Genomic DNA, 24,899 nt, shown 5'->3' on the forward strand with positions numbered 1-24,899 from the left:
GCTCTCATGTCGTGGTACGTGCTTCTCGTCGTCGCCGTGGCCGCCGAACGCGTCGCGGAACTCGGCGTCGCCCGCCGCAACGCGGCATGGACGCTCGCCCGCGCCGGGGTGGAGCACGGGCGTGGCCACTACCCCGTCATGGTCGCCCTGCACACCGGGCTGCTCGTGTGCTGCCTGCTCGAACCCCTCCTCGCCGACCGCCCGTTCCTGTCTGCTCTGGCGTGGCCCATGCTGGCCCTCGCGCTCCTGGCCCAGGCGCTGCGCTGGTGGTGCATCGCATCGCTCGGACCGTACTGGAACACCCGGGTCATCGTCGTTCCCGGTGCACGTCTGATCGGCGCCGGACCCTATCGTTTCCTGCGGCACCCCAACTACGTCGCGGTCGTGGTGGAGGTCGCCGCCCTGCCCCTGGTGCACTCGGCGTGGCTGACCGCGGCCGTCTTCACCGTGGCCAACTCGATGCTGCTCACCGTCCGTCTCCGCTGTGAGAACACGGCCCTGGCCCAGGCGGCGCCCGCATGAGTGCTCCCCACGACCTGGTCATCGTCGGGGGCGGACCTGCCGGTCTCGCCACCGCCCTGCACGCCGCGCACGCCGGTCTCGACACCGTCGTCGTCGAACCGCGCCCGGCACCGGTCGACAAGGCGTGCGGTGAAGGGCTGATGCCCGGCGCCGTCCGCTCGCTCGCCGCACTCGGGCTGGAGGTCCCAGGCTTCCCCCTCACCGGTATCCGTTACCTCCAGGGTGGTCGCCGGGTTCAGGCCGCGTTTCGCGACGGCCCCGGCCTCGGTGTCCGCCGCACCGACCTGCACGGCATCCTGCACCGCGCCGTGCTGGCGGCCGGGGTGCCCGTACTGCCGCTGCGTGTGGAGGAGGTGCGGCAGGACGGCACGGGCGTGACCGTCGCCGGAACGGGGCTGCGCGCACGGTGGCTGGTAGCGGCGGACGGCTTGCACTCGCGTGTGCGCCGCTCCCTCGGCCTGGAGGCGAGGACCCGGGGCGCGCCCCGCTACGGGCTGCGTCGGCACTACGCGGTGGCTCCTTGGTCGCCGTACGTCGAGGTGCACTGGGGCGGGCACGCGGAGGCGTACGTCACCCCGATCGGCCCCCGACTCGTCGGCATCGCCATGCTGACGACTCGGCGTGCCCCGTTCACCACCCAGATGGAGGGCTTCCCCGACCTGGCCGACCGCCTCCCGCCGGACAAGGCCGCCACCGCGGTGCGGGGCGCCGGACCACTGCGGCAGCGAGCCCGCACCCGGACCCACGGGAGGGTCCTGCTCGTCGGCGACGCCGCCGGGTACGTCGACGCCCTGACCGGTGAGGGCGTCGCCCTCGCGCTCACCGGCGCCGAGGCCCTGGTCGCCAACCTGCGTCGGGGCACACCCAGCCGTTACGAAACGGACTGGAGGAAGGCGACCCGCCGTCATCGGCTGCTGACCGAACTCCTGGTGAGAGCCCGGCTGCAGCCCGCACTCGCCCCCCACATCATGCCAACGGCCGCGCGTCTGCCACGCCTGTTCACGGCAGCGGTGAACGCGCTGGCCTGAGCTGCGCCACCCAGCCGGTACCGCTGCGGCTCGGCCCTCCCGGGGACGACGGCCGGGCCGCACGGCAGTTCGGTGGCGCTAGGGTATGCGGGATGACGCTGGAACTAGTGCAGGTGAACTTCAAGGCCAGGGACGACGCGGCGCTCGGCCGGTTCTGGGCGGAGGCGCTCGGCTGGAGTGTTTCGAGCGAAGGACCCGGCGTCACCAACCTGGAACCCCCGGGCTTCGACTGGCCGGACCCGTCCGCCGTGTGCGTCGACCTCGTCCGCGTCCCCGACCCGGAGACGGTGAAGTACCGGGTGCACCTCGAGCTCGCCACCACCTCCGACGCCCATCAGGCGGAGTTGGTCACCCGCCTGGAGGAGCTCGGGGCGACGCACGCCGACGTCGGACAGGACGACGTGCCGTGGAAGGTGTTGGCCGATCCGGAGGGCAACACGTTCAGCGTGCTGGAGCCCCGCGAGCTCCACCGGGACACCGGGCCGATCGCCTGCGTGGTCGTCGACTGCGCCGACCCGCGGGACATGACCCGGTTCTGGGGCGAGGCGATCGACTGGACCGTCCACGAGCTGACCGACGACCGTGCGCTGCTGCGCTCCGCCAAGGGCGTCGGGCCGTATCTCGAGTTCCGCCGCACGTCCGATGACGAGGTCGTGCGGAACCGCATCCATCTCGACGTGATGTCGGACCCGGTCGAGGACCAGGCGAGGGAGGTCGCCCGGCTCGAGGGTCTCGGCGCGGCCCGGGCCGACGTGGGTCAGGGTGACGTCCCCTGGGTCGTCCTGACCGACCCTGCGGGCAACGAGTTCTGCGTCCTCGGCCGGGGCTGACGCGGCACTCGCGGGCGTCCCCCGGCCTGAGCTGAGCTGTGCTGCGCTGGTGCGCTCGGTCCTCCTGCCTCACCGTCGCGCCCGAGGGCCGTGCGAATTGGCTGATTGACAGCGCCTCCTCGCGGGCAGGGAGGCAGATGATGTCATGAGCACGACTCCTCTCCCCCACAAGGAGGTCGAGCATGCACGTTCGCACACTGACCGGATACCTTGCCGCGGCCGCGCTGATGTCGTTGCCGCTGCTGAGCGGCGAGGCCGTGGCCGCCGGCTCGCCGGGCGGCGCCGCGGTCGCCCCGGCCGCAGCCCGGGTAGTCACCTACGACGCGAGCGGCTCCGCGGAGTTCAGGTCCGCGGTCGACCGGGGCGCGGCGATCTGGAACGACAGCGTCGAGGGCGCGGAGCTGCGTCCGGCCCCGGCCGGGCAGCGGGCCGACATTCGCATTTTGGCCGACGACGGCTGGCCGCGCGCCCTCACCACGTCCCTGGGCAAGGGCACCGTCTGGATCGGACGCCAGGCGGTGAACGAGGGCTACAACACGGTGCGCATCTCGTCCCACGAGCTCGGTCACATCCTGGGGCTGCCGGACCGCAAGCCCGGGCCGTGCTCCAGCCTGATGTCGGGGGCGAGTGCGGGCATCCCGTGCACGAACCCGTACCCGAACGCAGCCGAGAAGGCCGAGGTCGAGAACAACTTCGCCGGTGCGGCCGGTTCGCCGTCAGCGGCCGCGGAACAAGTGCCCGCCCTCCTCGAGGACTGACCGGGCAGGGCCGTTGGCGTGCGCCGCGGGTGGAAGCCGTGAAGAGTTCGAGCACGCTTCCCCGGCTTCGGCCACAGCAGCGAAAGACTCGAGTCACTCGCTCGGCGCTTCCTGACAAGCGGGGCGCCGACCATGCGTTGGGAGACCATCAACCATGTTCACTCCGGTTCGCAGAAGAGTGCGGACGGCGGCGCTCGCGCTCTCGACCGTCGCGGCCCTCGTCCTCGGCGCGACCGCCGAGAGCGGCGCGTCAGCGGCCCCCGCCCCCGTGAAGGAGGGACCGACCTCGGTGGCCTACGTCGAGGTGAACAACAACAGCATGGTCAACGTCGGCAAGTACACACTGGCGAACGGGGGCGGCAACGCCTTCGACGTCGCCGTGATCTTCGCGGCGAACATCAACTACGACACCGGCACGAAGACGGCGTACCTGCATTTCAACGAGAACGTGCAGCGCGTCCTCGACAACGCCGCCACGCAGATACGGCCGTTGCAGCAGAAGGGCATCAAGGTCCTCCTCTCCGTGCTCGGCAACCACCAGGGTGCCGGATTCGCCAACTTCACTTCGCAGCAGGCGGCTTCGGCGTTCGCGAAACAACTCTCGGACGCCGTGGCGAAGTACGGCCTCGACGGCATCGACTTCGACGACGAATACGCCGAGTACGGCAACAACGGCACGGCGCAGCCCAACGACAGCTCGTTCGTGCACCTGGTGACGGCACTGCGTGCGAACATGCCGGACAAGATCATCAGCCTCTACAACATCGGCCCGGCCGCGTCACGCCTGTCGTACGACGGTGTCGACATCTCCGCCAAGTTCGACTACGCCTGGAACCCGTACTACGGCACCTGGCAGGTCCCCGGCATCGCGCTGCCCAAGGCGAAGCTGTCACCGGCGGCCGTCGAGATCGGCCGGACCTCTCGGGACACGGCAGGCGACCTCGCCCGTCGCACCGTCGACGAGGGGTACGGCGTCTATCTGACGTACAACCTCGACGGCAGCGATCGCTCCGCCGACGTCTCCGCGTTCACCAGGGAGCTGTACGGCAGTGAGGCCGTCTACACACCGTAGGCAGGTCAGGCTCCCCGTCAGTGATTGAGGTGCGCCGGTCCGGCAGGAGTCCGGCGGCGGGGACCGGGGGCCGTCAGTCCAGTACGAAGGTGCCGCCGGCGGTGGTCGCCAGGTCGGGCCCGAGGGCGGCCGCCGGCGTCCAGGCCCCCGGCCGGCCGGCGCCACCGGCCAGCAGTTCGGTGACCGTGGCGGTGACGTCGGCCGTGTAGGCCATGCCCTCGCCTGCACGCAGCCATCCCTCGCGCCGGGTCCCGTCGGCCCACTCCACGACGGCGTGCCCCCAGGAGTGCTCGCGCGGTCGGGGCGCGGCCTTGACCGTGATCCGGCCGAGCCGGTCGACGGCGAGGCGTCGCAGCGCCGGGACGGACAGCAGGCGTCCCAGCAGTGGAAGCACGGCACGCAGGAGCGGAGCGGTCGGCGCGAGACCGGAGGTGGCGATGACGAACGGTGCTCGGCCGACCGCCCGCGCCGCGATGAGCTCGCCGGACGCGACACCTGCCGACTTGGCCGACGTCCCGTCCGGGAAGGTGAGCCGCTGCGGGTCGGCGCCCAGGCGCGAGCGCACCAGCCGCCCGTTGTCGTAGCGCCGTCCGCCGGCAGTGAGCGCGTCCACGATGCCGGTCGCGAGAGCGGCGCCGAGCGCACCCGCCTCGACGGCCACCGAGGCCACGGAGTCGACCCGCACCCGCTGCGGCGCGGGCCGTTCCTCGCACAACTTGGCCACCACCGCCTCCGTCGCCAGCACGCCGAAGCCGGCGCCGGTGACCAGGGTGCTGCCCGCCCGTGCCGCTTCGTCGCGCAGGGCGAGCAGCCCCTGCACGGCGACCACGTCGTTGGCCTGATCGACGTAGTGGCCGCCGACGGACATGCAGGCACGGGCGATCACCGGCGCCGTGGTGACGTAGGCGCCCATCGTGTTCACCACCACCCGCGGGCGCCCCCGGACGACCTCGTCGGCGATCCGCTCGGCCGAGTCGGCGACGATCACCTTTGCGTCCACGGGCAGACCTGCTTCGGCGCCTGCGGCGGTCATCCGCTGCCGGCTGCGCCCGACCGGCACGACCCTCAGCCCCCGCGTGGCCAGCCGCGCGGCCACGCCCCGGCCCACACGGCCGGTCACCCCGACGATCCACACCTCGTCGTTCGTCCTGTTCCCGCTTGTCGACCCGCTGGTCCTGCCGGTCTCGGTCATGTGTACGCCCCTGCCTGCTCCGGGCCACACCGGGACGGACGCCCCAGTGATGACACACTGTGTCATGACTACAGGCTAGCACTGACGACACAGCGAGACATCACCTGTTAGGGTCGTCCCATGGCAAGGTGGGATCCGGGTGCCGAGCAGCGCCTGAAGCGGGCGGCTCTGGAGCTCTACCTGGAGCACGGTTACGACAACGTGACCGTGACCGACATCGCCGAGCGGGCCGGCCTCACCCGGCGCTCCTACTTCCGCTACTTCCCCGACAAGCGCGAGGTCCTGTTCGGCGGCTCCGAGCACCTGCCCCCGGCACTGGCGGAAGCCGTCCTGGCGGCAGACCCCGATGCGGCTCCACTCACTGCGGCTCTCGACGCACTGTCCTGCGTCGGCACCCGGCTCGTCGAGCTGGTGCAGGGCGCGGCGGAGCGCCGGGCGGTCATCGACGCCAGCCCCGAACTGCAGGAGCGCGAACGGACCAAGGCGGCCGCGGTCACCCGGGCGATCCGTGACGCCCTGATCCAACGACAGGTGGAGGCCGACACGGCCGAACTCGTCGCGCAGCTCGCCACGGTGGCCTTCGGCCACGCCTTCCGGCACTGGATCGAAGCCGAGGGGCACACGAGTTTCGGCAGTTGCCTGGACAAGGTGACCGACCAGCTGCGGGTCGCCCTCGCCGCAACGTGAGCGGCTCCCCCGGTCGAAGACAGCGGGGCCGGGCGGACTCACCGGGCCGTGTCATGGTGTGGGCATGCCGACTCGGACTCGCAGGGACCCAGGGATGTTTCGGATGTTTCGGATGTTTCAGCCACGGGATGAGCGCATGTGGGCACTGTCCCGCCACATCGCGGTCGTTCTCGCGCTCGGTGCCGCTCTGTTCTTGCTGAGCGCCTGTCTGGTCTGGGCCGCCCTGGGCTTTCCGGCACTCACCGGCCCGCATGCGCTGGCGGCCGACAAGAGGTTCGATCTCATCAAGATCTCCCTGTCCGTGGTCGCCGGCGTCGGCGGAGTTCTGGCCCTGGTCGTCGCCTACCGCAGGCAGCGTCTCGCCGAAGCCGCCGAGCACAGGGAGGACACCCGGCTGTTCAACGAGCGCTTCGTCACCGCGAGTTCACAGCTCGGGCATGAGCTGCCGATGGTCAGGCTCGCCGGGATCCACGCCCTGGCCGGACTCGCCGACGACTGGCCCGAGCAACGTCAGGTCTGCATCAACGTACTCTGCGCCTATCTGCGCATGCCCTACACGCCCTCCGATACGCCGTGGTACCACGACGAGGAGTCGGAGATACGCCTCTCCCTCACCGGAATCATCACCGAGCACCTGCGCGAGGGGGCCTCGACGAGCTGGGAGGGCCACGACTTCGACTTCACCCGCGCCGTCCTGCGTGCGGCGGACTTCAGCGGGGCCCACTTCTCAGGTGGCCGCGTGTCGTTCAGCCTGGTGCGCTTCACCGGAGGCTGGGCATCCTTCGACGACGCCCACTTCAGCGGCAGCCGGGTCACCTTCGGCGGTACGGACTTCGCCGACGGCCGGGTCACGTTCGCGCGCACATCCTTCAGCGGCGGCGAGGTCTCCTTCGACGGCGCGGAGTTCAACGGCGCCCGGGTCTCCTTCCTCGGCGCACGGTTCACGGGAGGAGTGGTCGACCTGTCCGGGGCCGACCGTGACCACTTCGGGACACCTCCGGAGTTCGACACCTGGGAAACACCTCCGGCGAGCCTGATCCCTCCGCCGACGGTGGACTCGAACAGGCCGGCCTGAGTCCGACCTCGAAGGGGACGGACACCTCTCCCACACCCGCGCCGGACGTACCACCACCTACGCATCCAGCCGGACAAGGTCCTGCGCCACCCGGCCGGAGCCGGACGTACCGTCGAGCGAGATGATGAAGTCGACCATGAGGCTCGGCAATCGGTCCGTCCCTCCTGCGGTAGGTGTGCCTACCTGATACGACCGATGCCGGGCCCGAAAGTCATCGGACCCGGCGACGGAGGAAGCCGGCGGGGTCAGCCGGTCGCCAGAGTGAAGGTCTGCGCGGCGGAGCCCGCGCAGGGCTGCTGGGACAGGCGGGCCCCGTTCGCGGTGGAGGCGCCGTCGACGCTCAGGCACTTGGCGCTGTGCCGGGCGACGAAGCGGTACGCGCCGGCGGCGCCGGCCGGCTCGGGACGCCATTGCTGGTTGGTGCCGCCCACGTAGTCCCACAGGTGGACACGGGTGCCGTCGGCGGTCGCACCCGGCCCGCCGTCGACGTCCCATGCCTTGCCGTTGTGCCGGTTGACGACCTGGTAGTAGCCGTCACCGGTGGGGCGGAACTGCCAGGACTGGTTGGCGCCGCTGCCGCAGGCCCACTGTTGCAGGGCGGTGCCGTTGGCGGTGCCCCAGTCGGCGGCGTCCAGGCAGGCCCCGCTGCCGCTGTTGACGAGGTGGTACCAGGCGCCGGGGTCGATCGGACCGGTCGGCGCGCCGCCGGTGCCGTTCCACACGAAGGTGGCGACGGCCCCGGCCGGCAGGGTGTGGACGAGGGACCTGCCGCCGTCGGTGAGGGAGAAGCGCTGGGAGCCGGAGGCGGTGTTGACCACGTAGGCGACGCGTGAGCCGTCGGGGTTCTGGAAGGCGACGTTCTGCACGCCTCCGGAGCCCTGGCTGCTGGAGCCGATGCGGGTGGCGCCGGGCACGACGAACTTGCTGACGTGGCCGAGCACGTAGTACTCGGCGTTGCGGGTCACGTCGCCGCCGGCGATCTCGACCACGCCGTTGCAGCGGTTGGTGCAGTGGCCCTGGTGCGGGCCGCCGTTCTGGTCCAGGGCGAGGTTCCAGGTCAGGACGGTCTCGCCGCCGTGGCGGAAGTTCTGCACGACGAGGTTCTCCGCCTGCCAGCGCAGGCTGTCGGCGAAGGTCCGGGAGGTGTCGGAGCTGTCGGTGCCGGAGCACTCGGTGAAGAAGACGCGCTTGCCCGCGTCGACGACCTGCTGCTGTGCGGAGGCCTGACCGCCGTAGCAGTGGAAGGCGGCACCGATGACGCGGCTGATGCCCGAGGTGCGGGAGAAGACGTCGAGGGGGTAGTTCGGGTGGTCCCAGTTGTGGTCGTAGGCCAGGATGTTCGTGGGCAGCCCGGCCGCCGTCAGTTTCGGGTCGAGCACCTTCAGGAAGTCGGCCTGTTGCGCCGGGGTCATCGACATCGACGGGTAACTGGTCGCGAACTCCGGCTCGTTCTGCACGGTGAGATCGGTGAGCGCGATGCCCTCCTGCCGGTAGGCCTTGATCGCCTCGACCAGGTAGTCGGCGTACGCCCCGTAGTTCTCCGGCTCGAGGCTTCCGCCGTTCAGTGAGTTGCCGCTCTTCATCCAGGCCGGCGGGGACCAGGGCGTTCCCATGAAGCGGATCTGCGGGTTCACCGCGGTGGCCTGTTCGAGGACGGGAACGATCTCGGCCTTGTCCCGGTCGATCGAGAACCGGCCGGGGGTGTCCTCGTAGGAGTAGGGGTCGTTCGTCGCGTCGAAGTCGGTACTGCCCAGCGGTTGGCGCAGGTAGTTCAGGCCGATGCCGTCTCCTGCGGTGGAGAACAGCGACCGCATCAGCTCGCCGCGCCGGTCCTCGGGCAGGCTCTGGACGAGGTGGGCCGACGCGCCCGTCACGGAGGCGCCCGCGCCGGTGAACCGCTGGCCCCCGGCGCCGCCGTCGATCCGGATGTCGACGGGCTGCGGACTGCCGGTGAAGGGCACGTCGCCCTCGGCCGTGAGTCTCTCGGCACCGTCCGGTGTGGTGACCCAGACCTGGGCGACCGGATCGGCGGCCCGGGCGTTCGTGGGCCCCACGAGGCCGAGGCCGGTCAGGCCCGCGAGGGCCAGGGCGACGACAGCCGCCTTGGCGGCCCGGCCGGGCGTCGGGGGGCGGGATCTCGTACTGGTCGACACGGTGGGGAACTCCTTCGCTTCGGTGCGGGGCGGGGTGTACCGGCGACCCGGAGCGGCGTACGGAGATTCCCTCCGAGCCGGTCGGTACCCAGACCGTGGAGCGCGGAACGACGGCGCCATGAAAGCACACCTACTAAGTACTTAGTAAGTGGTGCGCGTCACTCTCGGCCCGGGGCGGAGCGAAGAGCAACGGCCCGACGGAAGAGCGCCGGTCGAGCGACGGGACAGAACGTAGGCTGTCGCCCGTGAGCGACCGATCAGTGGGCAGGCCCACGCGCAGACCGAAGGCCGGGCCCCGCACCCCGCGCAGTCCCGAAGCCGTGCGGCGCCAGCAGGAGATCCTGAGCATCGCCACGGACACCTTCGCCGCCCGCGGATACAACAACGCCTCCCTGGCGGAGATCGCCGACCGGGCCGGGCTGACCCAGGCCGGGGTGCTGCACTACTTCCGTTCCAAGGCACTGCTGCTCACCAGCGTGCTCGAACTCCGCGACCAGCAGGACATCGAACAGCTGGGCACCGAGCGCCCGCACGGACTGGCGTTCCTGCGCCACCTCGTCGACACCGCCCTGCGCAACGCCGAACGGGAGGGCATCGTCCGGCTCTACGCCGTCCTGTCCGCCGAGTCCGTCACCGACGAGCACCCCGCACAGGCCTATTTCCGCGACCGCTACACCGGACTGCGTGCCTTCGTCACCGACGCGCTGACCGAGGCCTGCGGCCTCACCGGGGCCGACGCGGCACGCGTGGGGCATGCGGCCAACGCGATCATCGCGGTCATGGACGGTCTCCAGGTCCAGTGGCTGCTCGACCCCGGCTCCGTCGAGATGGCGGCGTCCACGGACCTGGTGATCCGCTCCCTGCTCAGGACACTGGCGCCCGAGCGTTTCCCCGCCGAAAAGGATTGGACCCGCAGAGCGCCGCTCTTGTAACTTGCGGTGGACCGTGACACCGCCCGAGGAGGTGAGACCCATGAACGCTGTATCGACGTGGGTGCTCCCCCTTTCCGTCATGGCCGGCGACTGACGTAGGTGTCGCCGGGAGCGCCTCGACAACAAGGCACTCCCGAAAGGCAACACCCATGGACTCTGGGCAGTTCACCGCCGGGCCGTCGTCCGACGACACGGCCGAGCGCGACTTCGACGTGATCATCGCCGGCTGCGGGCCGACCGGCGCGATGCTGGCCGCCGAGCTACGGCTGCACGGTGTGCGGGTACTCGTTGTGGAGAAGGAGACCGAGCCCGCGTCGTTCGTCCGCATCGTCGGTCTGCACATGCGCAGTATCGAGCTGATGGCCATGCGCGGCCTGCTGGACGGCCTGCTCCGGCACGGAAGACGGCGCCCGGTCGGCGGGCTCTTCGCCGCCATCGCGGGGCCCGCGCCCGAGGGCTTGGATTCCGAGTACGCCTATCTGCTGGGCATCCCGCAGCCGGTCGTCGTCCGGCTCCTCGAAGAACATGCGGTCGCCCTGGGTGCGCGGGTCCGGCACGGGGGCGCGGTCACCGGTTTCGAGCAGGACGACGAGGGTGTGACCGTGGAGTTGGCCGACGGGGAGCGGCTGCGTTCGCGCTACCTCGTCGGCTGTGACGGCGGGCGCAGCACGGTGCGCAAACTGCTGGGCGTCGGCTTCCCCGGCGAGCCCTCGCGGAACGAGACGCTGATGGGCGAGATGCAGGTGAGTGCGCCGCCGGAAGAGATCGCCGCCAGGGTGGCCGCAGTGCGCGAGACCCAGCACCGGTTCTGGCTCCGGCCCTTCGGCGCGGGGGTCTACAGCGTCGTGGTCCCCGCCGCGGGAGTCGGCGATCGCGCGCACCCGCCCACCCTCGAGGACTTCAGACAGCAGTTGCGCGCCGTCGCCGGAACCGATTTCGGCGTGCACTCCCCGCGCTGGCTGTCCCGCTTCGGGGATGCCACCCGGCTGGCCGGGCGTTATCGGGTCGGGCGGGTACTGCTCGCCGGTGATGCGGCGCACATCCATCCGCCCACCGGCGGACAGGGCCTCAACCTCGGCGTTCAGGACGCGTTCAACCTCGGCTGGAAGCTGGCCGCACAGGTCCGCGGCTGGGCCCCGGACACCCTGCTGGACAGCTACGAGGCCGAACGCCGACCGGTCGCCGAGGAGGTGCTGGACAACACCCGCGCCCAGATGGAGCTGCTCTCCACCGAACCGGGCCCGCAGGCCGTGCGCAGACTCCTCACCGAACTGATGGGCATCGACGAGGTGAACCGCCGTCTGATCGAGAAGATCACCGCGATCGGCGTACGTTACGACTTCGGTGAGGGACACGAGCTGCTCGGCCGACGCCTGCGGGACATCGACGTGGAACAGGGCCGCCTCTACGGTCTGTTGCACCGCGGACGCGGTCTGCTGCTGGACCGCACCGGACGCCTGACCGTGGGCGGCTGGGCGGACCGGGTCGAGCACCTCGCGGACCCCACCGCTGCGCTAGATGCTCCGTGCGTCCTGCTGCGCCCCGACGGCCACGTCGCCTGGGTCGGTGACGATCAGCGGGTGCTGGACGACCATCTCTCCCGCTGGTTCGGCCGTCCCGCCGACTGATGTGACCGGGCGACAGAGGGGGCCGCTGCTCACCCGGGCGGCTGGACCTCGTCGAAGAGGGCGAGGGCTTCGGCGGGGTCCGGGCTCACCAGGCGTTCCAGTCCGGCCGTCGTGATCCTCGCCCACCTGCCGGCCCGTGCCCACATCCGCTCCTCGAAGACCCGGACGGTTTCGTCCAGGTCTTCGGTGCCGGCGGCGATGGACTCGGCGAGTTCGGCGCCTTCCAGCAGGGCGAGGTTCGCGCCCGCCCCCAAAGGGGGCATCAGGTGGGCGGCGTCGCCCAGGAGCGTCACGCCGGTGACGTGGGCCCAGGTGTGCGACACGGGCAGGGCGTAGAGGGGGCGGTGGACGAAAGCGGTGCCGTGCCGGAGGAGGTCGAGGACGGGAGCGGCCCAGCCGTCGAACAGAGCCAGGAGACTCGATCGCACGGCCGCGGCGTCGGCCGTGTCGAGTTCCCTGTGCCGGTCGAGCGGCGCACGGAACTGGACGTACACCTTGACGTGGCCCCCGCTGTTGCGCTGGGCGACGAGCGCCCGGTTCGCGCCGTACACGGCCACGGAACCGTCGCCGGTCAGCCGGGCGAGGTCGGGGTGGCGGGTGTCGACGTCGTCCAGGGCCGTCTCGATCGAGGTGACGCCGGTGTAGTGCGGCGTCACCGCCGAGACCGCCGGGCGGGTACGGGACCAGGCGCCGTCCGCGCCGACCACGAGGTCGAACGTCTCCTGCCGTCCGTCCGCGAAGTGGACCCGTACGCCGTTCCGGGTTCCCGGGTCCACCTTCGTCACGTCCTCACCCCAACGGACGTCGAGAGGGCCCAGCAGCAGGTCACGGAGTTGGCTGCGGTCGATCTCGGGATTGGCCCGGTCGTCCGGACCCGGTCGCCAGTCGCGCAGAACGGTGCCGTCGGTGTCCAGGATGCGCATGGCCTGCCCCTCGGGACGGGACAGTGCCTGGAACTCCGTCAGCAGCCCCGCCTTGGCCAACGCGAGCTGGCCCAGCCCTTCGTGCAGGTCCAGTGTGCCTCCCGGCGGGCGGACGTCGGGGCCGGGCTCGCGTTCGAGGACGGTTACGGGGTGGTCGTGGCGGTGCAGGACGCGGGCGAAGGCCAGTCCGGCAGGGCCACCGCCGACCACGGCTATACGGTGTCTCATGCCGATACACCGTATTTCCCCTGTACGCCGCCCCGCAACGGTTCGGTGCGGTCAGTACGGTGTGATCATGACTGTGTGGGACCGGCCCGAGCCGTCGAACCGCCCCGTGCCGCTCGACCGGGAGCGGATCGTCGCCGCCGCCGTCGCGCTCGCCGACGAGGGCGGCCTGGCGGCGGTTTCCCTGCGCAAGGTCGCCGCCCGGCTGGACGCCGGTCCGATGCGGCTGTACGGATACATCTCGACCAAGGACGAACTGTTCGACCTCATGGTGGACGCGGTCTACGCCGAGATCCTCCCCGAGGAAGAGCCCGGTGACTGGCGGGAGGCGCTGCGCGTCCTCGCCCACCGCACCAGGCAGGCGGCCCTCCGTCACGAATGGCTGGCCGACCTGCTCGGCGGCCGCCCCGCCCTGGGCCCGAACGGCCTCGCCGTGTCCGAGGCCACGCTGGCCGCCCTCGACGGCCTCGCCGACGTCGACACCGTCATGCGCGCCGTGGAGACGGTCAGCGCCTACTTCACCGGCGCGATCAGGCGCGAGATCACGGATCTGCGGGCCGAGCGCTCCACGGGACTGTCCAGGAGCGAGTGGCAGCGTGCCCGCGGTCCCCACGTGACGCGCATGTTGGCCACGGGCCGCTTCCCGGCGCTGGCCAAGGCCGTGTACGACGGCACGCACGTGGACGCGGAGGAGTCCTTCGCGACCGGCCTGGACTGGGTCCTCGACGCCGTGGCCGTCAAACTCACCTGACCGCCACAGCCGTGCGCAGGGCGTGTTCGCCCGACGCGGGCGTGCCGTCGCAGAGCGTTGTGTTCGGGCCGCGGAGGCGAATCCCGCGGCGGAAAGCCGGGATCAGCGTTTTCGGTGCCCCGTCGCCCTCCCGTGGGTACGGAACCCGGCAACAACGCCTCGACGAGAGAGTGGACATGACTGGACACCGACCCGCTCACCAACCACCTCAACGCGTCGGCGTCGTCGCCGAGTCCTTGCCCGGCGAGACCCGCGTCGCCGCGACGCCCTCGACGGTGCGCCTGCTGCTCGGCCTCGGTTACGAGGTCGTCGTCGAGTCGGGAGCCGGCGCCGCCTCCGGCTTCGGTGACGAGGCCTATTCGGAGGCGGGGGCGAGTGTCGGCGAGGCCTGGGCCGCGGATGTCGTGCTGAAGGTCAACGCGCCGACCGCCGAGGAGATCGCCGAACTGCGCGCAGGGACGACGCTGGTGGCCCTCGTCGCGCCGGCGCAGCGAACCGAGTTGCTGGAGGCGCTCGGTGCTCGTGGCCTCACGGTGCTCGCTCTCGACGCGGTGCCGCGGATCTCGCGGGCGCAGTCGATGGACGTGCTCAGCTCCATGGCGAACATCGCCGGGTACCGGGCGGTGATCGAGGCCGCGCACGTCTTCGGGCGCTTCTTCACCGGGCAGGTCACCGCGGCGGGCAAGGTGCCGCCGGCGAAGGTCCTCGTCGCCGGGGCCGGTGTCGCGGGGCTCGCCGCCATCGGGGCCGCGTCCAGTCTGGGCGCGATCGTCCGCGCCACCGACCCTCGTCCCGAAGTCGCCGACCAGGTGCGGTCGTTGGGCGGCGAGTACCTCGCGGTGAACGTGGCCCAGGAGGAGAGCACCGACGGCTACGCCAGGGCGACGTCGGCCGACTACGACCGGGCCGCGGCCGAGCTCTACCACGAGCAGGCCCGTGATGTGGACGTCGTCGTCACCACCGCGCTGATACCCGGGCGGCCCGCCCCACGTCTGCTGACCGCCGCCGACGTGGCGGCGATGAGACCCGGCAGCGTGATCGTCGACATGGCCGCCGCCCAGGGCGGCAATGCAGAGGGGACCGTCGCGGGCCGGAGTGTGGTGACCGACAACGGTGTGACCATCATCGGTTACACGGACCTGGCGGCCCGGCTGCCCGCCCAGGCGTCGCAGTTGTTCGGCACGAATCTGGTCAACCTGCTCAGGCTGCTCACCCCCGGCGAGGACGGCCGGATCGTCATCGACTTCGACGACGTGGTGCAGCGAGCCGTGACCGTGGTCCGTGCGGGCACGGTCACCTGGCCTCCCCCGCCGGTCGCCGTGTCGGCGGCCCCGCCCACCGCCGCGCCGGCGGCATCGACCGCCGCACCGGTGAGCACGAAGCCGTCCCGGCTCGCCGCGGCGGGGCGCTTCGGTCTCATCGGCCTCGGCATGCCGGCGACCTTCCTGCTGGTCGCCTTCGCCCCGGCCCAACTGGCGCAGAACTTCACGGTGTTCGGGCTGGCGGTGGTCATCGGCTACTACGTGATCGGCAAGGTTCACCACTCCCTGCACACCCCGCTGATGTCGGTGACCAACGCCATCTCGGGGATCGTGGTGATCGGCGCCCTCGTGCAGATCGGGCACGAGAGCGCGCTCGTCACGGTGCTGTCCTTCGTGGCGATCCTGCTGACGAGCGTGAACATCTTCGGAGGTTTCGCCGTCACCCGCCGCATGCTGTCCATGTTCTCGAGAGGCGAGTCCCGATGACGTCCATGACCGCCTCCCGCGCCGCGGACCTGGTCGCGGCCCTGCTGTTCGTCCTCAGCCTCGCCGGTCTGTCCCAGCACCGGACGTCACGCGCCGGCGTCGTGTACGGCATCGCGGGGATGGCGCTGGCCCTGGTGGCCACCGTCGTGGTCTCGGCGCAGAGCGTCTCCGCCGGTCCGGTCGCGCTGATCCTGCTCGCCATGGTGATCGGCGCCGCGGCGGGCCTGTGGCGGGCGCGGCGCGTGGAGATGACACAGATGCCCGAGCTGATCGCGGTGCTGCACAGCTTCGTCGGTCTCGCGGCCGTCCTGGCCGGCTGGAACAGCTACCTGGAGGTCGAGGCTCACGGCTCGCGGGGCCGGATCGCCGCCGATCTGATCGGCATCCACCACGCCGAAGTGTTCATCGGCGTCTTCATCGGCGCGGTCACCTTCACCGGCTCCGTGGTCGCGTACCTGAAGCTGTCCGCGCGGCTCAAGTCGCGGCCGCTGATGCTGCCCGGCAAGAACGCCCTCAATCTGGGGGCGCTGGCCGTGTTCGCGGTGCTGACGGTCTGGTTCACCGTCAGTCCGAGCCTCCCGTTGATGGTGGCGGTCACGGTTCTGGCACTCGCCCTGGGCTGGCACCTGGTGGCCTCCATCGGCGGCGGCGACATGCCTGTCGTCGTCTCGATGCTCAACAGCTACTCCGGCTGGGCCGCGGCGGCGGCCGGGTTCCTGCTCGACAACAACCTGCTCATCGTCACCGGTGCCCTGGTCGGATCCTCCGGTGCGTATCTGAGCTACATCATGTGCCAGGCGATGAACCGTTCCTTCCTCTCCGTCATCGCGGGCGGCTTCGGCATCGAGGCCCCGCCGGGCGGTGACGAGGAGCAGGGCGAGCACCGCGAGGTACGGGCGCACGAGGCGGCCGAGCTGCTCGCGCGGGCGCGGTCCGTGGTGATCGCCCCCGGCTACGGCATGGCCGTGGCGCAGGCCCAGCATCCGGTCGCCGAGCTGACGCGGCGGCTGCGCGAGCGCGGGATCGAGGTGCGCTTCGGCGTCCACCCGGTCGCCGGACGGCTGCCGGGGCACATGAACGTGCTCCTGGCCGAGGCGAAGGTGCCGTACGACATCGTCCTGGAGATGGACGAGATCAACGACGACTTCGCGGACACGTCGGTGGTGCTGGTCATCGGTGCGAACGACACGGTCAACCCCTCGGCGGCCGAGGACCCCGCCAGTCCGATCGCGGGTATGCCCGTGCTGCGGGTCTGGGAGGCGGAGCAGGTCGTCGTCTTCAAGCGCTCGATGGCCTCCGGCTACGCGGGCGTGCAGAATCCGTTGTTCTTCCGGGAGAACACCAGCATGCTCTTCGGCGACGCCAAGCAGAGCGTCGAGGGGATCCTGCAGGCGCTCGGGGACGAGCCCGGGCCGGGCCCGGCTGCCCCGGCGCAGGGGGTGACGGCGGTGCGGTGACCGGGCCGTTCAGGAGTGTGAGCCGGAGTTCCGGGGCGTCCGCCCCCGCTTCACCTGCGGTCCGCTGCGAACGCCTGGGCGACGGCGAGGCTGTCCTCGTACACGTGGTGCCGGGTGACAAGGCCGTCCTCGACGGTGAGGTGCAGAGCGAACCGGGCGCGGTAGGCGCGTCCGGTGAGCCGGGCCGTCTGGCGGATCTCGCCGAGCACCACCGCGTCGTTTCCGTCGATGAGGACGCGTTCGACCTCGGTGCCCACGTGCTCGGGCACGTGGTGCTCGGCGAGCTCGCGGTAATGGGCCGCCGCGTCCGCGCGGGTGGAGCGGTGGCGGATCCACGGCGTGGCGGGGCGGCCGTGCTCGGCCTCCGGCCAGCCGAGTTTCCAGTCGCCCTGTTCGGCGTACAGCTCGGCGATGTGATCGGGGTCGCCGGCGCCGATCCTGCGCAGCAGTTCTTCCACCACGGAGCGTGTGCTCGTCGATGTGGCCATGGACATGGCTGACCTCTTTCCCCTGGCCCGCATCCCGTCGATGCGGAGAGATCACCCATCCTGTCGGCCCGCGCCGGGCGAGGCGATTACCTCTGGAGTAGGGCAGGCGCGGTCTCCCGTCAGGCCCCGTCCAGCCACTGGGCCAGGGCGGCCGCCTCGCTGTGGTCCACGTCCTTGGTGGCCGTCAGCAAGGTGACCTTGGCGTGTGCCGACATCTCGCGCAGACGCCGCAGCGGAGCCTGGTGATCGGAGTCTTCCAGTTCGGCGAAGTAGCGGCGCCGGAACTCGTCGTAACGCTCGGGATCGTGGTGGTACCAGCGACGCAGGTCGGCCGACGGGGCGACGTCGCGCAACCACTCGTCCAGATCGGCCCTCTCCTTGCTCACGCCACGAGGCCACAGGCGGTCGACGAGCACCCGCTTGCCGTCCTGTGGTGTGGGGTCTTCGTAGATTCTCCGGTATCCGACCCGTGCGGCCATGACCCACCCTTCCGCGCAGGCCGGCCGGCCCCGGAGACCGGGCAGCCTTCCCTCACGCTTCCGGTCGACGTGCTTGCGGCTCAAGTGAACCGCCACGGCGGACCCAAACACGGGGCCGGCGGGGGCGGACGCGTCAGCCTCGCACGGGCGGCCAGTCGGCCGGCCCCTCCGCGGCGGGGGGCTGCGCGACGGCCTGTTCCACCGAGTCGTGGAAGGAGTAGACCGCCGCCAGGCCGCCGAGGGCGAAGACGTGCAGGAGCCGCCGGTCGGAACAGGCGATCCGCAGCGACCCGTGACGGCTCCGGATGCGCTTGGTCACGGCGACGATCATGCCCAGGCCCATGGAGTCGATGAAGGGGGTGTCGCACAGGTCAAGGACGAAGTGCCGGTGGCCCTCGGCGAGGCGCCGGCCCACCTCGGCCCGGACGAGGGGGGCGAAGGCGATGTCGATCTCGTCATCGGCCTTGACGACCGTCCAGCCGTTGGCCACATGGCAACCGACCCCCGCGTGCGGCCCTGCGACGCCCTGCTCACTCACTTCTCGCTCCCCTGCAACCCTGTCCGATTTGCCCGCTTCATCCAGGGAACGCGGTGCCGCCGCGGTGTCACAAGAGCCCGGTTTTCAGATGGTGAGCGAGAGGCCCCGGGACACCCGCTCCGCCGTGTCGAGCAGCGTCGCCACAGCGTCTTCGAGGCAGGCCGTGCGGTTGATGCCCACGGAGATGCCGAGCGATCCGATGGTGTCGCCCCGGCGGACGGGGACCGCGACACACGCGGTGCCCAGACGGTACTCCTCGATGTCGGTCACGGCCGGGCCCCGTGGGGAGGCGTCGAGACGGCGCAGCAGCTCGGCCCGGTAGGTGACGGTGCGCGGGGTGAGATCGTTCAGCACGTGGCGGGAGAGGTAGTCGGCGCGGGCTTCTGCGTCCAGCTCGCGCAGCACGCTCTTGCCGAGGGCGGTGGCGTGTCCCGCGTCCTCGAAGCCGACCCACAGATCGACGCGGGGCGCTTTCGGTCCGTCCACGATCTCCGCGACCCGGATCTCGCCCTCCTCGTAGAGGGTCAGGTAGGCCGCGGCCGACAGGCCGTCCCGCAGCTCCGTGAGCGTGGGACGGACCCTGCTGAGCGCCGTCTGGTCGCGGCTCCCCGCGTGCAGTGCGCCCAGCCTTTCCCCCAGGACGAACGTGCCGTCCTCGAGTTTGCGCACGTAGCCGTCGTGCACCATGGTGCGCAGCAGGTGGTAGGTGGTGCCCAGGGCCAGCCCCGTCTCGCGCGCCAGCTGCTTGGCCGGTACGCCGCTCTCGTGGGCGCCCACGGCTTCCATCAGCCGAAAGGCTCGCTGCACCGAGGAGATGAGCGTGGGGCCCTCCTGACCGCTCATTCCTCCACCCTGCGCCACACCGGAACGGTCGGGCAAGTGCGCTACGGCTTGATGCCGACCCCTGCCCACAGGCTGACCTGGGCGTCGGTGGGGGCGTCGGGGCCGGTGGACCGGGTCGGTCGCCAACGGTGACCGACGGTGACGCCGGGGTCGAGGAGGTCGAGTCCGTCGAAGAAGCGGGTGACGTCCTGCTGCGGGCGGAACTGCACCGGCGTACCCGCGCCGGTGTAGATGCCCGTGACCTTCTCCCAGGTGGGCGGGTCGAAGTCGGGCGTGCAGTGACTCAGCGCGAGGGCACTGCCCGCCGGGAGTGCCGCCATCAGCCGCTCGACGATGCCGTACGGGTCGCGGGCGTCGGTGATGAAGTGCATCAGCGCGTTCAGGGACAGGGCGACCGGCTGGGACAGGTCGAGCACCTCGGCCAGCGCGGGGGCGTCGAGCAGGGCGTCCGGATCGTTGACGTCGGCCTCGATGTAGGTGGTGCGGCCCTGCGGGGTGCTGCGCATGAGACGCTCGGCGTACTTGAGGACGAGCGGGTCGTTGTCGGCGTAGACCACCCGGGCCTCGGGGACCACGGACTGAGCCACCTGGTGCACGTTCGGCTCGGTGGGAATGCCGGTGCCGATGTCCAGCCACTGGCGGATGCCGTGCTCCTGCGCCAGTACCCGAGTGGCACGGTGCATGAAGGCGCGGTTCTCCCGTGCACAGGTGAAGATGCCGGGGTAGGCCTGGGCGACCGCTTCGGCGGCCTGCTTGTCGACCGGGAAGTGGTCCTTGCCGCCGAGGTAGTAGTCGTACATGCGGGCCGAGTGCGGCCTGCTGGTGTCGAGGCCGCGCGCGGCGTGGGTGTCGCTCATGCTGTTCCCTTCGGAAGGCCGGCCGTGAGGTGGTCGGCCATGCCCTGCTTGACCCCTCGGACGAACGCGCTGATCTCTTCGGGCGTGTAGATGAGAGCGGGGCCGGCCGGGTCCGTCGACTGGCGCACCGCGACCCGGCCGTCGGCGAGTTGCTTGGTCTCCACGCACTGGCCGCCGTTGGGTCCGCTCCACGGGCGTTCCCAGCCGTACTCGCCGAGGTCGCAGGCGGGCATGCCGTTGTAGACGGTGTCTTCGGTGGTGCTCATGAGTACTCCTTGCGCATGCGGTTCAGGAGTGCCGTGCTGTCGCGTGTCGAGGTGAGCAGCGACATCCTGTTGTGCGCCTCCAGGTGCGCGACGACGTCCGCCCGTTCGTCCAGGTACATCGACGCGGAGAGGATCTCGCTGTAGACGACGTCGGGCAGCTCCGGCTCCTCGAACCGGAAGTAGGTGAAGGGGGCGCACGCCCCGACGTGGGCGCCGACGGCGAAGGGCAGGATGTCGATGCTGACGTGCTCCAGCTCGGACACCTCCAGGAGCCGGTCGATCTGCTCGCGCATCACTTCCGGACCGCCGACGGCCCGGTGCAGGACCGCTTCCTCCATGACCACCCAGAGGGTGGGCGCGTTCTCCCGCTCCAGCAGGCTCTGTCGGCGCAGCCGCAGGCCGACGCGGCGTTCCAGCTCGTCGTCGGAGCCGTTCGGGAAGCCTCCGCTCAGGACGCCGCGGGCGTACGCGGGGGTCTGGAGCAGCCCCGTGACGTAGTGGGGTTCGTAGGTGCGCAGCATGCTGGCGCCGGTCTCCAGACTGACGTACGCGGTGAACCAGTTGGGCAGCACGTCGCGGTAGGCGTGCCACCAGCCCGGCTTGTTGGCCTGCTCGGCGAGCGCTACGAACTCGTCCGTCTCCTGTTGTGCGCTTCCGTACGTCTGCAGGAGCTTTTCGACGTAGAGGGGTTTGAGGGCGACTTCGGCCTTCTCCAGCCGGCGGATCGTCAGGGGCGTCACCCGAAGTGCCTTGGCGGCGTCGGCCAGTGAGGCGCCCGCGCTCTGCCGCATGTCCTGGAGCCGACGGCCCAGGATCATACGCAGCACCGTCGGGGCGCTGGTGCCCGCGCCGGACCGAGCTTCACTCACGCCCCACCTCCTGATGGGCTGTCACCGGTGCCATTGTGGCAGCGACTTGGTGAGGACACCAGACTGAACGGGTCTTCCTGAAATTATCAGGGATTCGGTTGCAGCCTGAACTGGACGGCGAGCATAGTGGCGTCCGTGAGCCCGCCCGTCCGACCGCCGTCCCGTCCGTGCCCGCCCGGGCCCGCTCCCTCCCTCGCGCCCGTCCTCACCGGAAGGCGATCACCGTGACCCCCCACACGAGCCCTTCGCCCGGCCTGTTACCGCCGGCGCATCCGGACCGGGAGCACTGGTTCGACCTTCCTTCCCTCCGCATCAGCGTGCGGACGGCGCGTGACACGGTCCGCCGCCGGCTTCGCGACTGGGGGCTCCCCGGCGACGTGTGCACCGACGCGGTACTGCTCGTCTCGGAACTGGCGACCAACGCCGTGATCCACTCGGGCAGCAGCCACATGCTGTGCGGCCTGTCACTGACGTCGCACGAGCAGTTGCGGGTCGAGGTGCACGACGACGGACATGCGCCGGCCGGTCCGGCCGGTTCCCGCTCCGCCACCCTGGACGAGAGCGGCCGGGGGTTGTTGATCGTTCAGCAGCTCGCGGACTCCTGGGGAACCTCCCGGTCCGACCGCACCGGGGGCAACAGCGTCTGGGCGGTTCTCCGGACCGAGATCTGACACCCCGCCGGGGCGCGCCGCAGGAACTACGTCAACCACGTGAATTACGTGGACTACGTCAATGAGTACGGGCTGAGTATCCGCGCTCATGTCCCGGTACGTGGCGCGGGCCACACTCCGAGGCATGACGAACCTTCCGCCCCCGGCCGAGGAGCTGCGGCGCCTGGACGCCAGCTGCGGCAACTCGACCTGCGCCGTGCCGTTCTGCTGCGGCGCCGTGAGCGGCTGATCCACACGCTGCGGGCTGCCGCCGCCCAGCAGTCCGCCCAGGGTGCCGGGACCACGCCGGGAGGCGGCCCGCCGGGCGCAGGCGTGGGTGGTGTCGCCCAGCGGCCGGAGGCCACCGCTCCCGGCGTGCGGTGGCCTCGCGGCGGGCACCGCACTGCGTCCGGAGCGGCGGCCGGCCGGTTGTGCGGCTGCCGCCCTGTTCCTGCCGGCCGCCCGGGTGCGCCTGACGGCCTGGGACGTCGTCACGCCGGAGGCCTGCACCCTGCCGGTGACCGGACCCGCGCCGGTCGTCGGGTTCCTGCGCCGACGCCGCGACGCGGCGGCCTCCTCGTGGACGGCGTACGGGGCCGGGTTGGCCGTCACCCTGGTGCCGAGCCTGCTCGCGGCTTGGGACGACCAGCACTGGCTGCGGCCCCTGTTCCCCGCTGGGCGCCTGTGGCCCTCGCCGGTCTGGTGCTGCTCGTGCTGGGGCCACCTACGTGCAACGGCTGCGGGAGGCTTGCGGGCGGCTGCGTCGAGCCTGCCACGTGCACGAATGAGGGACCCGGTGTCGAACCGGTGCAGCTTTGCGGTCGGGGTCATGGAATCCGGACGAGGGCGCACATCTTGCCGTGGGCCGCTGATCGGCTTCGTGATAACACGAAGTGATCAATTCGAAAGGCCTACGACTCATGGGTATCTTCAGCCGTCGCCAGACCGCCACCGCCGAGCCGCCAACGGCTGCCGGCCAGGGCCGGCTCGCCGCACCGTCCGCGGCAGCGGGGGCCACGCCCGATCCGGGCCTTCGGGCGCTGACCGGGCACTGGACCATCGACCGCCCGCACAGCCGGATCGGGTTCTCCGTGCGGCACGCCATGGTCACCACGGTCCGGGGGGCCTTCACCGACTACGACAGCACGCTCTACTTCGACGGGGCCGACCCCTCCCGGTCCCGGGCCGAGATCGTCATTCGTGTCGCCAGTGTCGACACCGGCGTGGAGCAACGGGACGCCCACCTCGTCGGCAAGGACTTCTTCGACGTACGCCGCTTCCCCGAGATGACCTTCCGCAGCACCTCCGCCACCCATGAATCGGCGGAGAGCTTCCGCATGACGGGAGATCTCACCATCCGCGACACGACCCGGGCCGTGGAGCTGCAGCTGGACTACCTCGGTTCGGTCGTGGACCCCTTCGGCTACGAGCGGACCGGCTTCGACGGGACCACCACCATCGACCGCAGGGACTGGGGTCTGGTCTACAACCAGCGGCTCGAGGCGGGCGGCAGCATGGTGAGCGAGAAGGTCCGCCTGCAGTTCGACATCTCCGCGATCCGCTCCTCGTGAGTCCGGCGGCAACGCCGGAACCCGGCGCTCTCGGTGGACCCCGCGGTCAAAGACCGCCGCCAGCGTGACGCAGGCCAGGCCAGGCCGAGCCAGGTCAGCGGGGCGGCGAGGGGGGGCGGGCAGTCGTCGCAGCCGGGCGGCGGCCAGGGCGCTGGTCATCAGGGGCTGGCTCCTCGGGGCGACGGACACGCTGCGCCTGACAAGATCAGTGCGTCGCGTCCCGAAGTTCCGTCGTCGTCGCCCGATTTGGCCTCGGCCGGGAAGGTTCAACCGGGTGCAACCAGCGGTTCAGCCCCCGTCCGGCCCCTTCGACCGGAATCCGTCTTCACCCCGCTGACGGCCCGGAGCCGGGCCGGGGGTCCCGCACCGCGACGGTGAAGCGTGCCGCGAGTGCGGCGGCCGCGGCACGCAGTTCCGCTCCGCCGTCGATGCGGAAGGCGACCGGCACCCTCGCGAGCCATTCCTGCGCGTACATGTCCGGATTCCGGGTGCTGCCGACCAGGACGCAGCCGTCTCCCAGGGGTTCGAGCCGGCCCATGGGCGGGTGGATCCAGGGGGCGACCTCGGCCGGCGGGGCGTCGAAGACCACGCGGGTGGCGAACTGCCATCCGGTGCCCAGGTTCTCCTCCAGCACCGCCACCGGGTCGAAGCCGACGGGCGGGTCGAACCCCTGGGCGGTGCTCCGGACCCCGCCGATCCGGTCCACCCGATAGGTGCGGACGGCGTCCACCCGGTGGGAGTGGCACAGCAGGTACCAGCGTCCGTGGCGGACGACGAGTGACCAGGGGTCCGCCTCCTCCTCCCATGCGTTGCCGGCCTCGCTGCGGTAGGTGAGCAGCACGCGGCGCCGGTGGGCGACGGCCTCGACGAGGGAGCTGGTGACGGCGGGATCCGGGTGGGCCGCGTACGGGTCGGGGGCGGCGGCCGCGTACTCCCGCAGCAGGGCCGCCTGCCGCCCGACGCTCTCCGGCAGCGCCTTGACGACCTTGCCCAGGGCGGCACCGACGAGGTCGTCGGCGTCGGCCACGGCCGGCCGGCCGCTGAGCGCCGCCATGACGAGGCCGAGGGCCTCGGCCTGCGTGAAGTGCACGGGCGGCAGTCTCGTCCCGCGTCCCAGCCGGTATCCGCCGTGCGGTCCCCGGGCCGACTCCACCGGAATGCCCGCCTCCCTCAGGATCGCGACGTACCGGCGCGCCGCTCGCTCCGTCACGCCCAGCCGCTCGGCGAGTTCGTCGGCCGTCGTGGTGGGGCGGGTCCGGAGGATCTCCAGGGCGCGCAGGGCTCGCGCGGTGGGGCTGGGGTCGTTGGGCACGGGAGCAGGCTAATCCGCGCGGTGGAGACACCCGGCGAGGTCGGG

At 71.2% G+C, this 24,899-nt stretch carries 25 protein-coding genes and 1 pseudogene; 15 read left to right on the forward strand and 11 right to left on the reverse strand.

Features of this window, described 5'->3' with window-relative positions; translation table 11 throughout:
• Positions 1-6: 6 nt before the first annotated feature.
• The 5 genes from ABS735_RS18645 to ABS735_RS18665 all read left to right on the forward strand — a co-directional run bounded on the left by ABS735_RS18645 (position 7) and on the right by ABS735_RS18665 (position 4,210).
• The gene (locus ABS735_RS18645; protein ID WP_373903293.1) at positions 7-522 is read left to right on the forward strand and encodes an isoprenylcysteine carboxyl methyltransferase family protein; all 516 of its coding nucleotides are present in this window, start codon (positions 7-9) and stop codon (positions 520-522) included.
• Complete coding sequence (locus ABS735_RS18650) at positions 519-1,550, forward strand: NAD(P)/FAD-dependent oxidoreductase (protein ID WP_373903292.1); 1,032 nt, start codon at positions 519-521, stop codon at positions 1,548-1,550. Before ABS735_RS18645 ends, ABS735_RS18650 begins: the two co-directional genes overlap by 4 nt.
• A 92-nt stretch (positions 1,551-1,642) precedes the next feature.
• A complete protein-coding gene (locus ABS735_RS18655; RefSeq protein WP_373903291.1) occupies positions 1,643-2,380 on the forward strand; it encodes a VOC family protein in 738 nt (245 codons plus the stop codon).
• A gap of 182 nt (positions 2,381-2,562) precedes the next feature.
• Complete coding sequence (locus tag ABS735_RS18660) at positions 2,563-3,138, forward strand: snapalysin family zinc-dependent metalloprotease (RefSeq protein ID WP_373903290.1); 576 nt, start codon at positions 2,563-2,565, stop codon at positions 3,136-3,138.
• A gap of 154 nt (positions 3,139-3,292) precedes the next feature.
• Positions 3,293-4,210 carry an endo-beta-N-acetylglucosaminidase H gene (locus ABS735_RS18665; protein WP_373903289.1) on the forward strand — a complete coding sequence of 306 codons (918 nt, stop codon included), beginning with the start codon at positions 3,293-3,295 and terminating at the stop codon, positions 4,208-4,210.
• Between the two features lie 73 nt (positions 4,211-4,283).
• Here the strand turns inward: ABS735_RS18665 and ABS735_RS18670 are convergent, their stop codons facing one another.
• A complete protein-coding gene (locus tag ABS735_RS18670; RefSeq protein WP_373903288.1) occupies positions 4,284-5,402 on the reverse strand; it encodes a saccharopine dehydrogenase NADP-binding domain-containing protein in 1,119 nt (372 codons plus the stop codon).
• 120 nt (positions 5,403-5,522) lie between these two features.
• On the opposite strand from ABS735_RS18670, the gene ABS735_RS18675 reads away from it, so the two are divergent.
• A complete protein-coding gene (locus tag ABS735_RS18675) occupies positions 5,523-6,089 on the forward strand; it encodes a TetR/AcrR family transcriptional regulator (RefSeq protein ID WP_373903287.1) in 567 nt (188 codons plus the stop codon).
• Positions 6,090-6,225: 136 nt separating this feature from the next.
• Positions 6,226-7,164, forward strand: coding sequence for a pentapeptide repeat-containing protein (locus tag ABS735_RS18680; protein ID WP_373903286.1), 939 nt, complete (start codon positions 6,226-6,228; stop codon positions 7,162-7,164).
• A 245-nt stretch (positions 7,165-7,409) separates the two neighbouring features.
• Here the strand turns inward: ABS735_RS18680 and ABS735_RS18685 are convergent, their stop codons facing one another.
• Positions 7,410-9,251, reverse strand: a complete 1,842-nt coding sequence (locus ABS735_RS18685; RefSeq protein WP_373903430.1) for an RICIN domain-containing protein — start codon at positions 9,249-9,251, stop codon at positions 7,410-7,412.
• A gap of 311 nt (positions 9,252-9,562) precedes the next feature.
• Here ABS735_RS18685 and ABS735_RS18690 point away from each other — a divergent pair, with 311 nt between their 5' ends.
• Together ABS735_RS18690 and rox are read left to right on the forward strand one after the other, a co-directional pair.
• Positions 9,563-10,249 (forward strand): TetR/AcrR family transcriptional regulator, encoded by a 687-nt coding sequence (locus ABS735_RS18690; RefSeq protein WP_373903285.1) that lies wholly within the window; start codon positions 9,563-9,565, stop codon positions 10,247-10,249.
• 149 nt (positions 10,250-10,398) lie between these two features.
• Positions 10,399-11,877 carry a rifampin monooxygenase gene (gene rox / locus ABS735_RS18695; protein WP_373903284.1) on the forward strand — a complete coding sequence of 493 codons (1,479 nt, stop codon included), beginning with the start codon at positions 10,399-10,401 and terminating at the stop codon, positions 11,875-11,877.
• 29 nt (positions 11,878-11,906) lie between these two features.
• Here rox and ABS735_RS18700 read toward each other — a convergent pair whose 3' ends face one another.
• Positions 11,907-13,028 (reverse strand): FAD-dependent oxidoreductase, encoded by a 1,122-nt coding sequence (locus ABS735_RS18700; protein ID WP_373903283.1) that lies wholly within the window; start codon positions 13,026-13,028, stop codon positions 11,907-11,909.
• Positions 13,029-13,095: 67 nt separating this feature from the next.
• Here ABS735_RS18700 and ABS735_RS18705 point away from each other — a divergent pair, with 67 nt between their 5' ends.
• The 3 genes from ABS735_RS18705 to pntB all read left to right on the forward strand — a co-directional run bounded on the left by ABS735_RS18705 (position 13,096) and on the right by pntB (position 16,981).
• Complete coding sequence (locus tag ABS735_RS18705; RefSeq protein ID WP_373903282.1) at positions 13,096-13,776, forward strand: TetR/AcrR family transcriptional regulator; 681 nt, start codon at positions 13,096-13,098, stop codon at positions 13,774-13,776.
• A gap of 176 nt (positions 13,777-13,952) precedes the next feature.
• Entirely contained in the window at positions 13,953-15,524 is a 1,572-nt protein-coding gene (locus tag ABS735_RS18710) for a Re/Si-specific NAD(P)(+) transhydrogenase subunit alpha (RefSeq protein ID WP_373903281.1), read from the forward strand.
• The gene (pntB, locus tag ABS735_RS18715) at positions 15,521-16,981 is read left to right on the forward strand and encodes a Re/Si-specific NAD(P)(+) transhydrogenase subunit beta (protein WP_373903280.1); all 1,461 of its coding nucleotides are present in this window, start codon (positions 15,521-15,523) and stop codon (positions 16,979-16,981) included. Before ABS735_RS18710 ends, pntB begins: the two co-directional genes overlap by 4 nt.
• Before the next feature lie 50 nt (positions 16,982-17,031).
• On the opposite strand, the gene ABS735_RS18720 is transcribed toward pntB, so the two are convergent.
• From ABS735_RS18720 to ABS735_RS18750, 7 genes are all read right to left on the reverse strand, one after another.
• Complete coding sequence (locus ABS735_RS18720) at positions 17,032-17,475, reverse strand: nuclear transport factor 2 family protein (RefSeq protein WP_373903279.1); 444 nt, start codon at positions 17,473-17,475, stop codon at positions 17,032-17,034.
• 113 nt (positions 17,476-17,588) lie between these two features.
• On the reverse strand, positions 17,589-17,948 hold the full coding sequence (locus ABS735_RS18725) for a DUF488 domain-containing protein (protein ID WP_373903277.1): 360 nt from the start codon (positions 17,946-17,948) through the stop codon (positions 17,589-17,591).
• A gap of 133 nt (positions 17,949-18,081) precedes the next feature.
• Positions 18,082-18,486 carry an STAS domain-containing protein gene (locus ABS735_RS18730; protein ID WP_373903276.1) on the reverse strand — a complete coding sequence of 135 codons (405 nt, stop codon included), beginning with the start codon at positions 18,484-18,486 and terminating at the stop codon, positions 18,082-18,084.
• 84 nt (positions 18,487-18,570) lie between these two features.
• Positions 18,571-19,329, reverse strand: coding sequence for an IclR family transcriptional regulator (locus ABS735_RS18735; protein ID WP_373903275.1), 759 nt, complete (start codon positions 19,327-19,329; stop codon positions 18,571-18,573).
• A 41-nt stretch (positions 19,330-19,370) separates the two neighbouring features.
• The gene (locus tag ABS735_RS18740) at positions 19,371-20,186 is read right to left on the reverse strand and encodes an SAM-dependent methyltransferase (RefSeq protein ID WP_373903274.1); all 816 of its coding nucleotides are present in this window, start codon (positions 20,184-20,186) and stop codon (positions 19,371-19,373) included.
• The gene (locus ABS735_RS18745) at positions 20,183-20,452 is read right to left on the reverse strand and encodes a DUF397 domain-containing protein (RefSeq protein WP_373903273.1); all 270 of its coding nucleotides are present in this window, start codon (positions 20,450-20,452) and stop codon (positions 20,183-20,185) included. The genes ABS735_RS18740 and ABS735_RS18745 overlap by 4 nt, the downstream gene beginning before the upstream one ends.
• The gene (locus tag ABS735_RS18750; protein ID WP_373903272.1) at positions 20,449-21,321 is read right to left on the reverse strand and encodes a helix-turn-helix domain-containing protein; all 873 of its coding nucleotides are present in this window, start codon (positions 21,319-21,321) and stop codon (positions 20,449-20,451) included. Before ABS735_RS18750 ends, ABS735_RS18745 begins: the two co-directional genes overlap by 4 nt.
• Before the next feature lie 224 nt (positions 21,322-21,545).
• On the opposite strand from ABS735_RS18750, the gene ABS735_RS18755 reads away from it, so the two are divergent.
• The 3 genes and pseudogenes from ABS735_RS18755 (at position 21,546) to ABS735_RS18765 (ending at position 23,542) form a co-directional block, all read left to right on the forward strand.
• The gene (locus ABS735_RS18755) at positions 21,546-21,992 is read left to right on the forward strand and encodes an ATP-binding protein (protein WP_373903271.1); all 447 of its coding nucleotides are present in this window, start codon (positions 21,546-21,548) and stop codon (positions 21,990-21,992) included.
• Positions 21,993-22,338: 346 nt separating this feature from the next.
• Positions 22,339-22,759: pseudogene (locus ABS735_RS18760) on the forward strand (SCO7613 C-terminal domain-containing membrane protein); the annotation flags it as partial.
• Positions 22,760-22,891: 132 nt separating this feature from the next.
• The gene (locus ABS735_RS18765) at positions 22,892-23,542 is read left to right on the forward strand and encodes a YceI family protein (RefSeq protein ID WP_373903270.1); all 651 of its coding nucleotides are present in this window, start codon (positions 22,892-22,894) and stop codon (positions 23,540-23,542) included.
• A gap of 325 nt (positions 23,543-23,867) precedes the next feature.
• On the opposite strand, the gene ABS735_RS18770 is transcribed toward ABS735_RS18765, so the two are convergent.
• Positions 23,868-24,854 carry a helix-turn-helix transcriptional regulator gene (locus tag ABS735_RS18770; protein WP_373903269.1) on the reverse strand — a complete coding sequence of 329 codons (987 nt, stop codon included), beginning with the start codon at positions 24,852-24,854 and terminating at the stop codon, positions 23,868-23,870.
• Positions 24,855-24,899: the final 45 nt, after the last annotated feature.

This window comes from Streptomyces sp. MMCC 100 (assembly GCF_041538145.2).
In the GTDB taxonomy this organism is placed as follows: domain Bacteria; phylum Actinomycetota; class Actinomycetes; order Streptomycetales; family Streptomycetaceae; genus Streptomyces.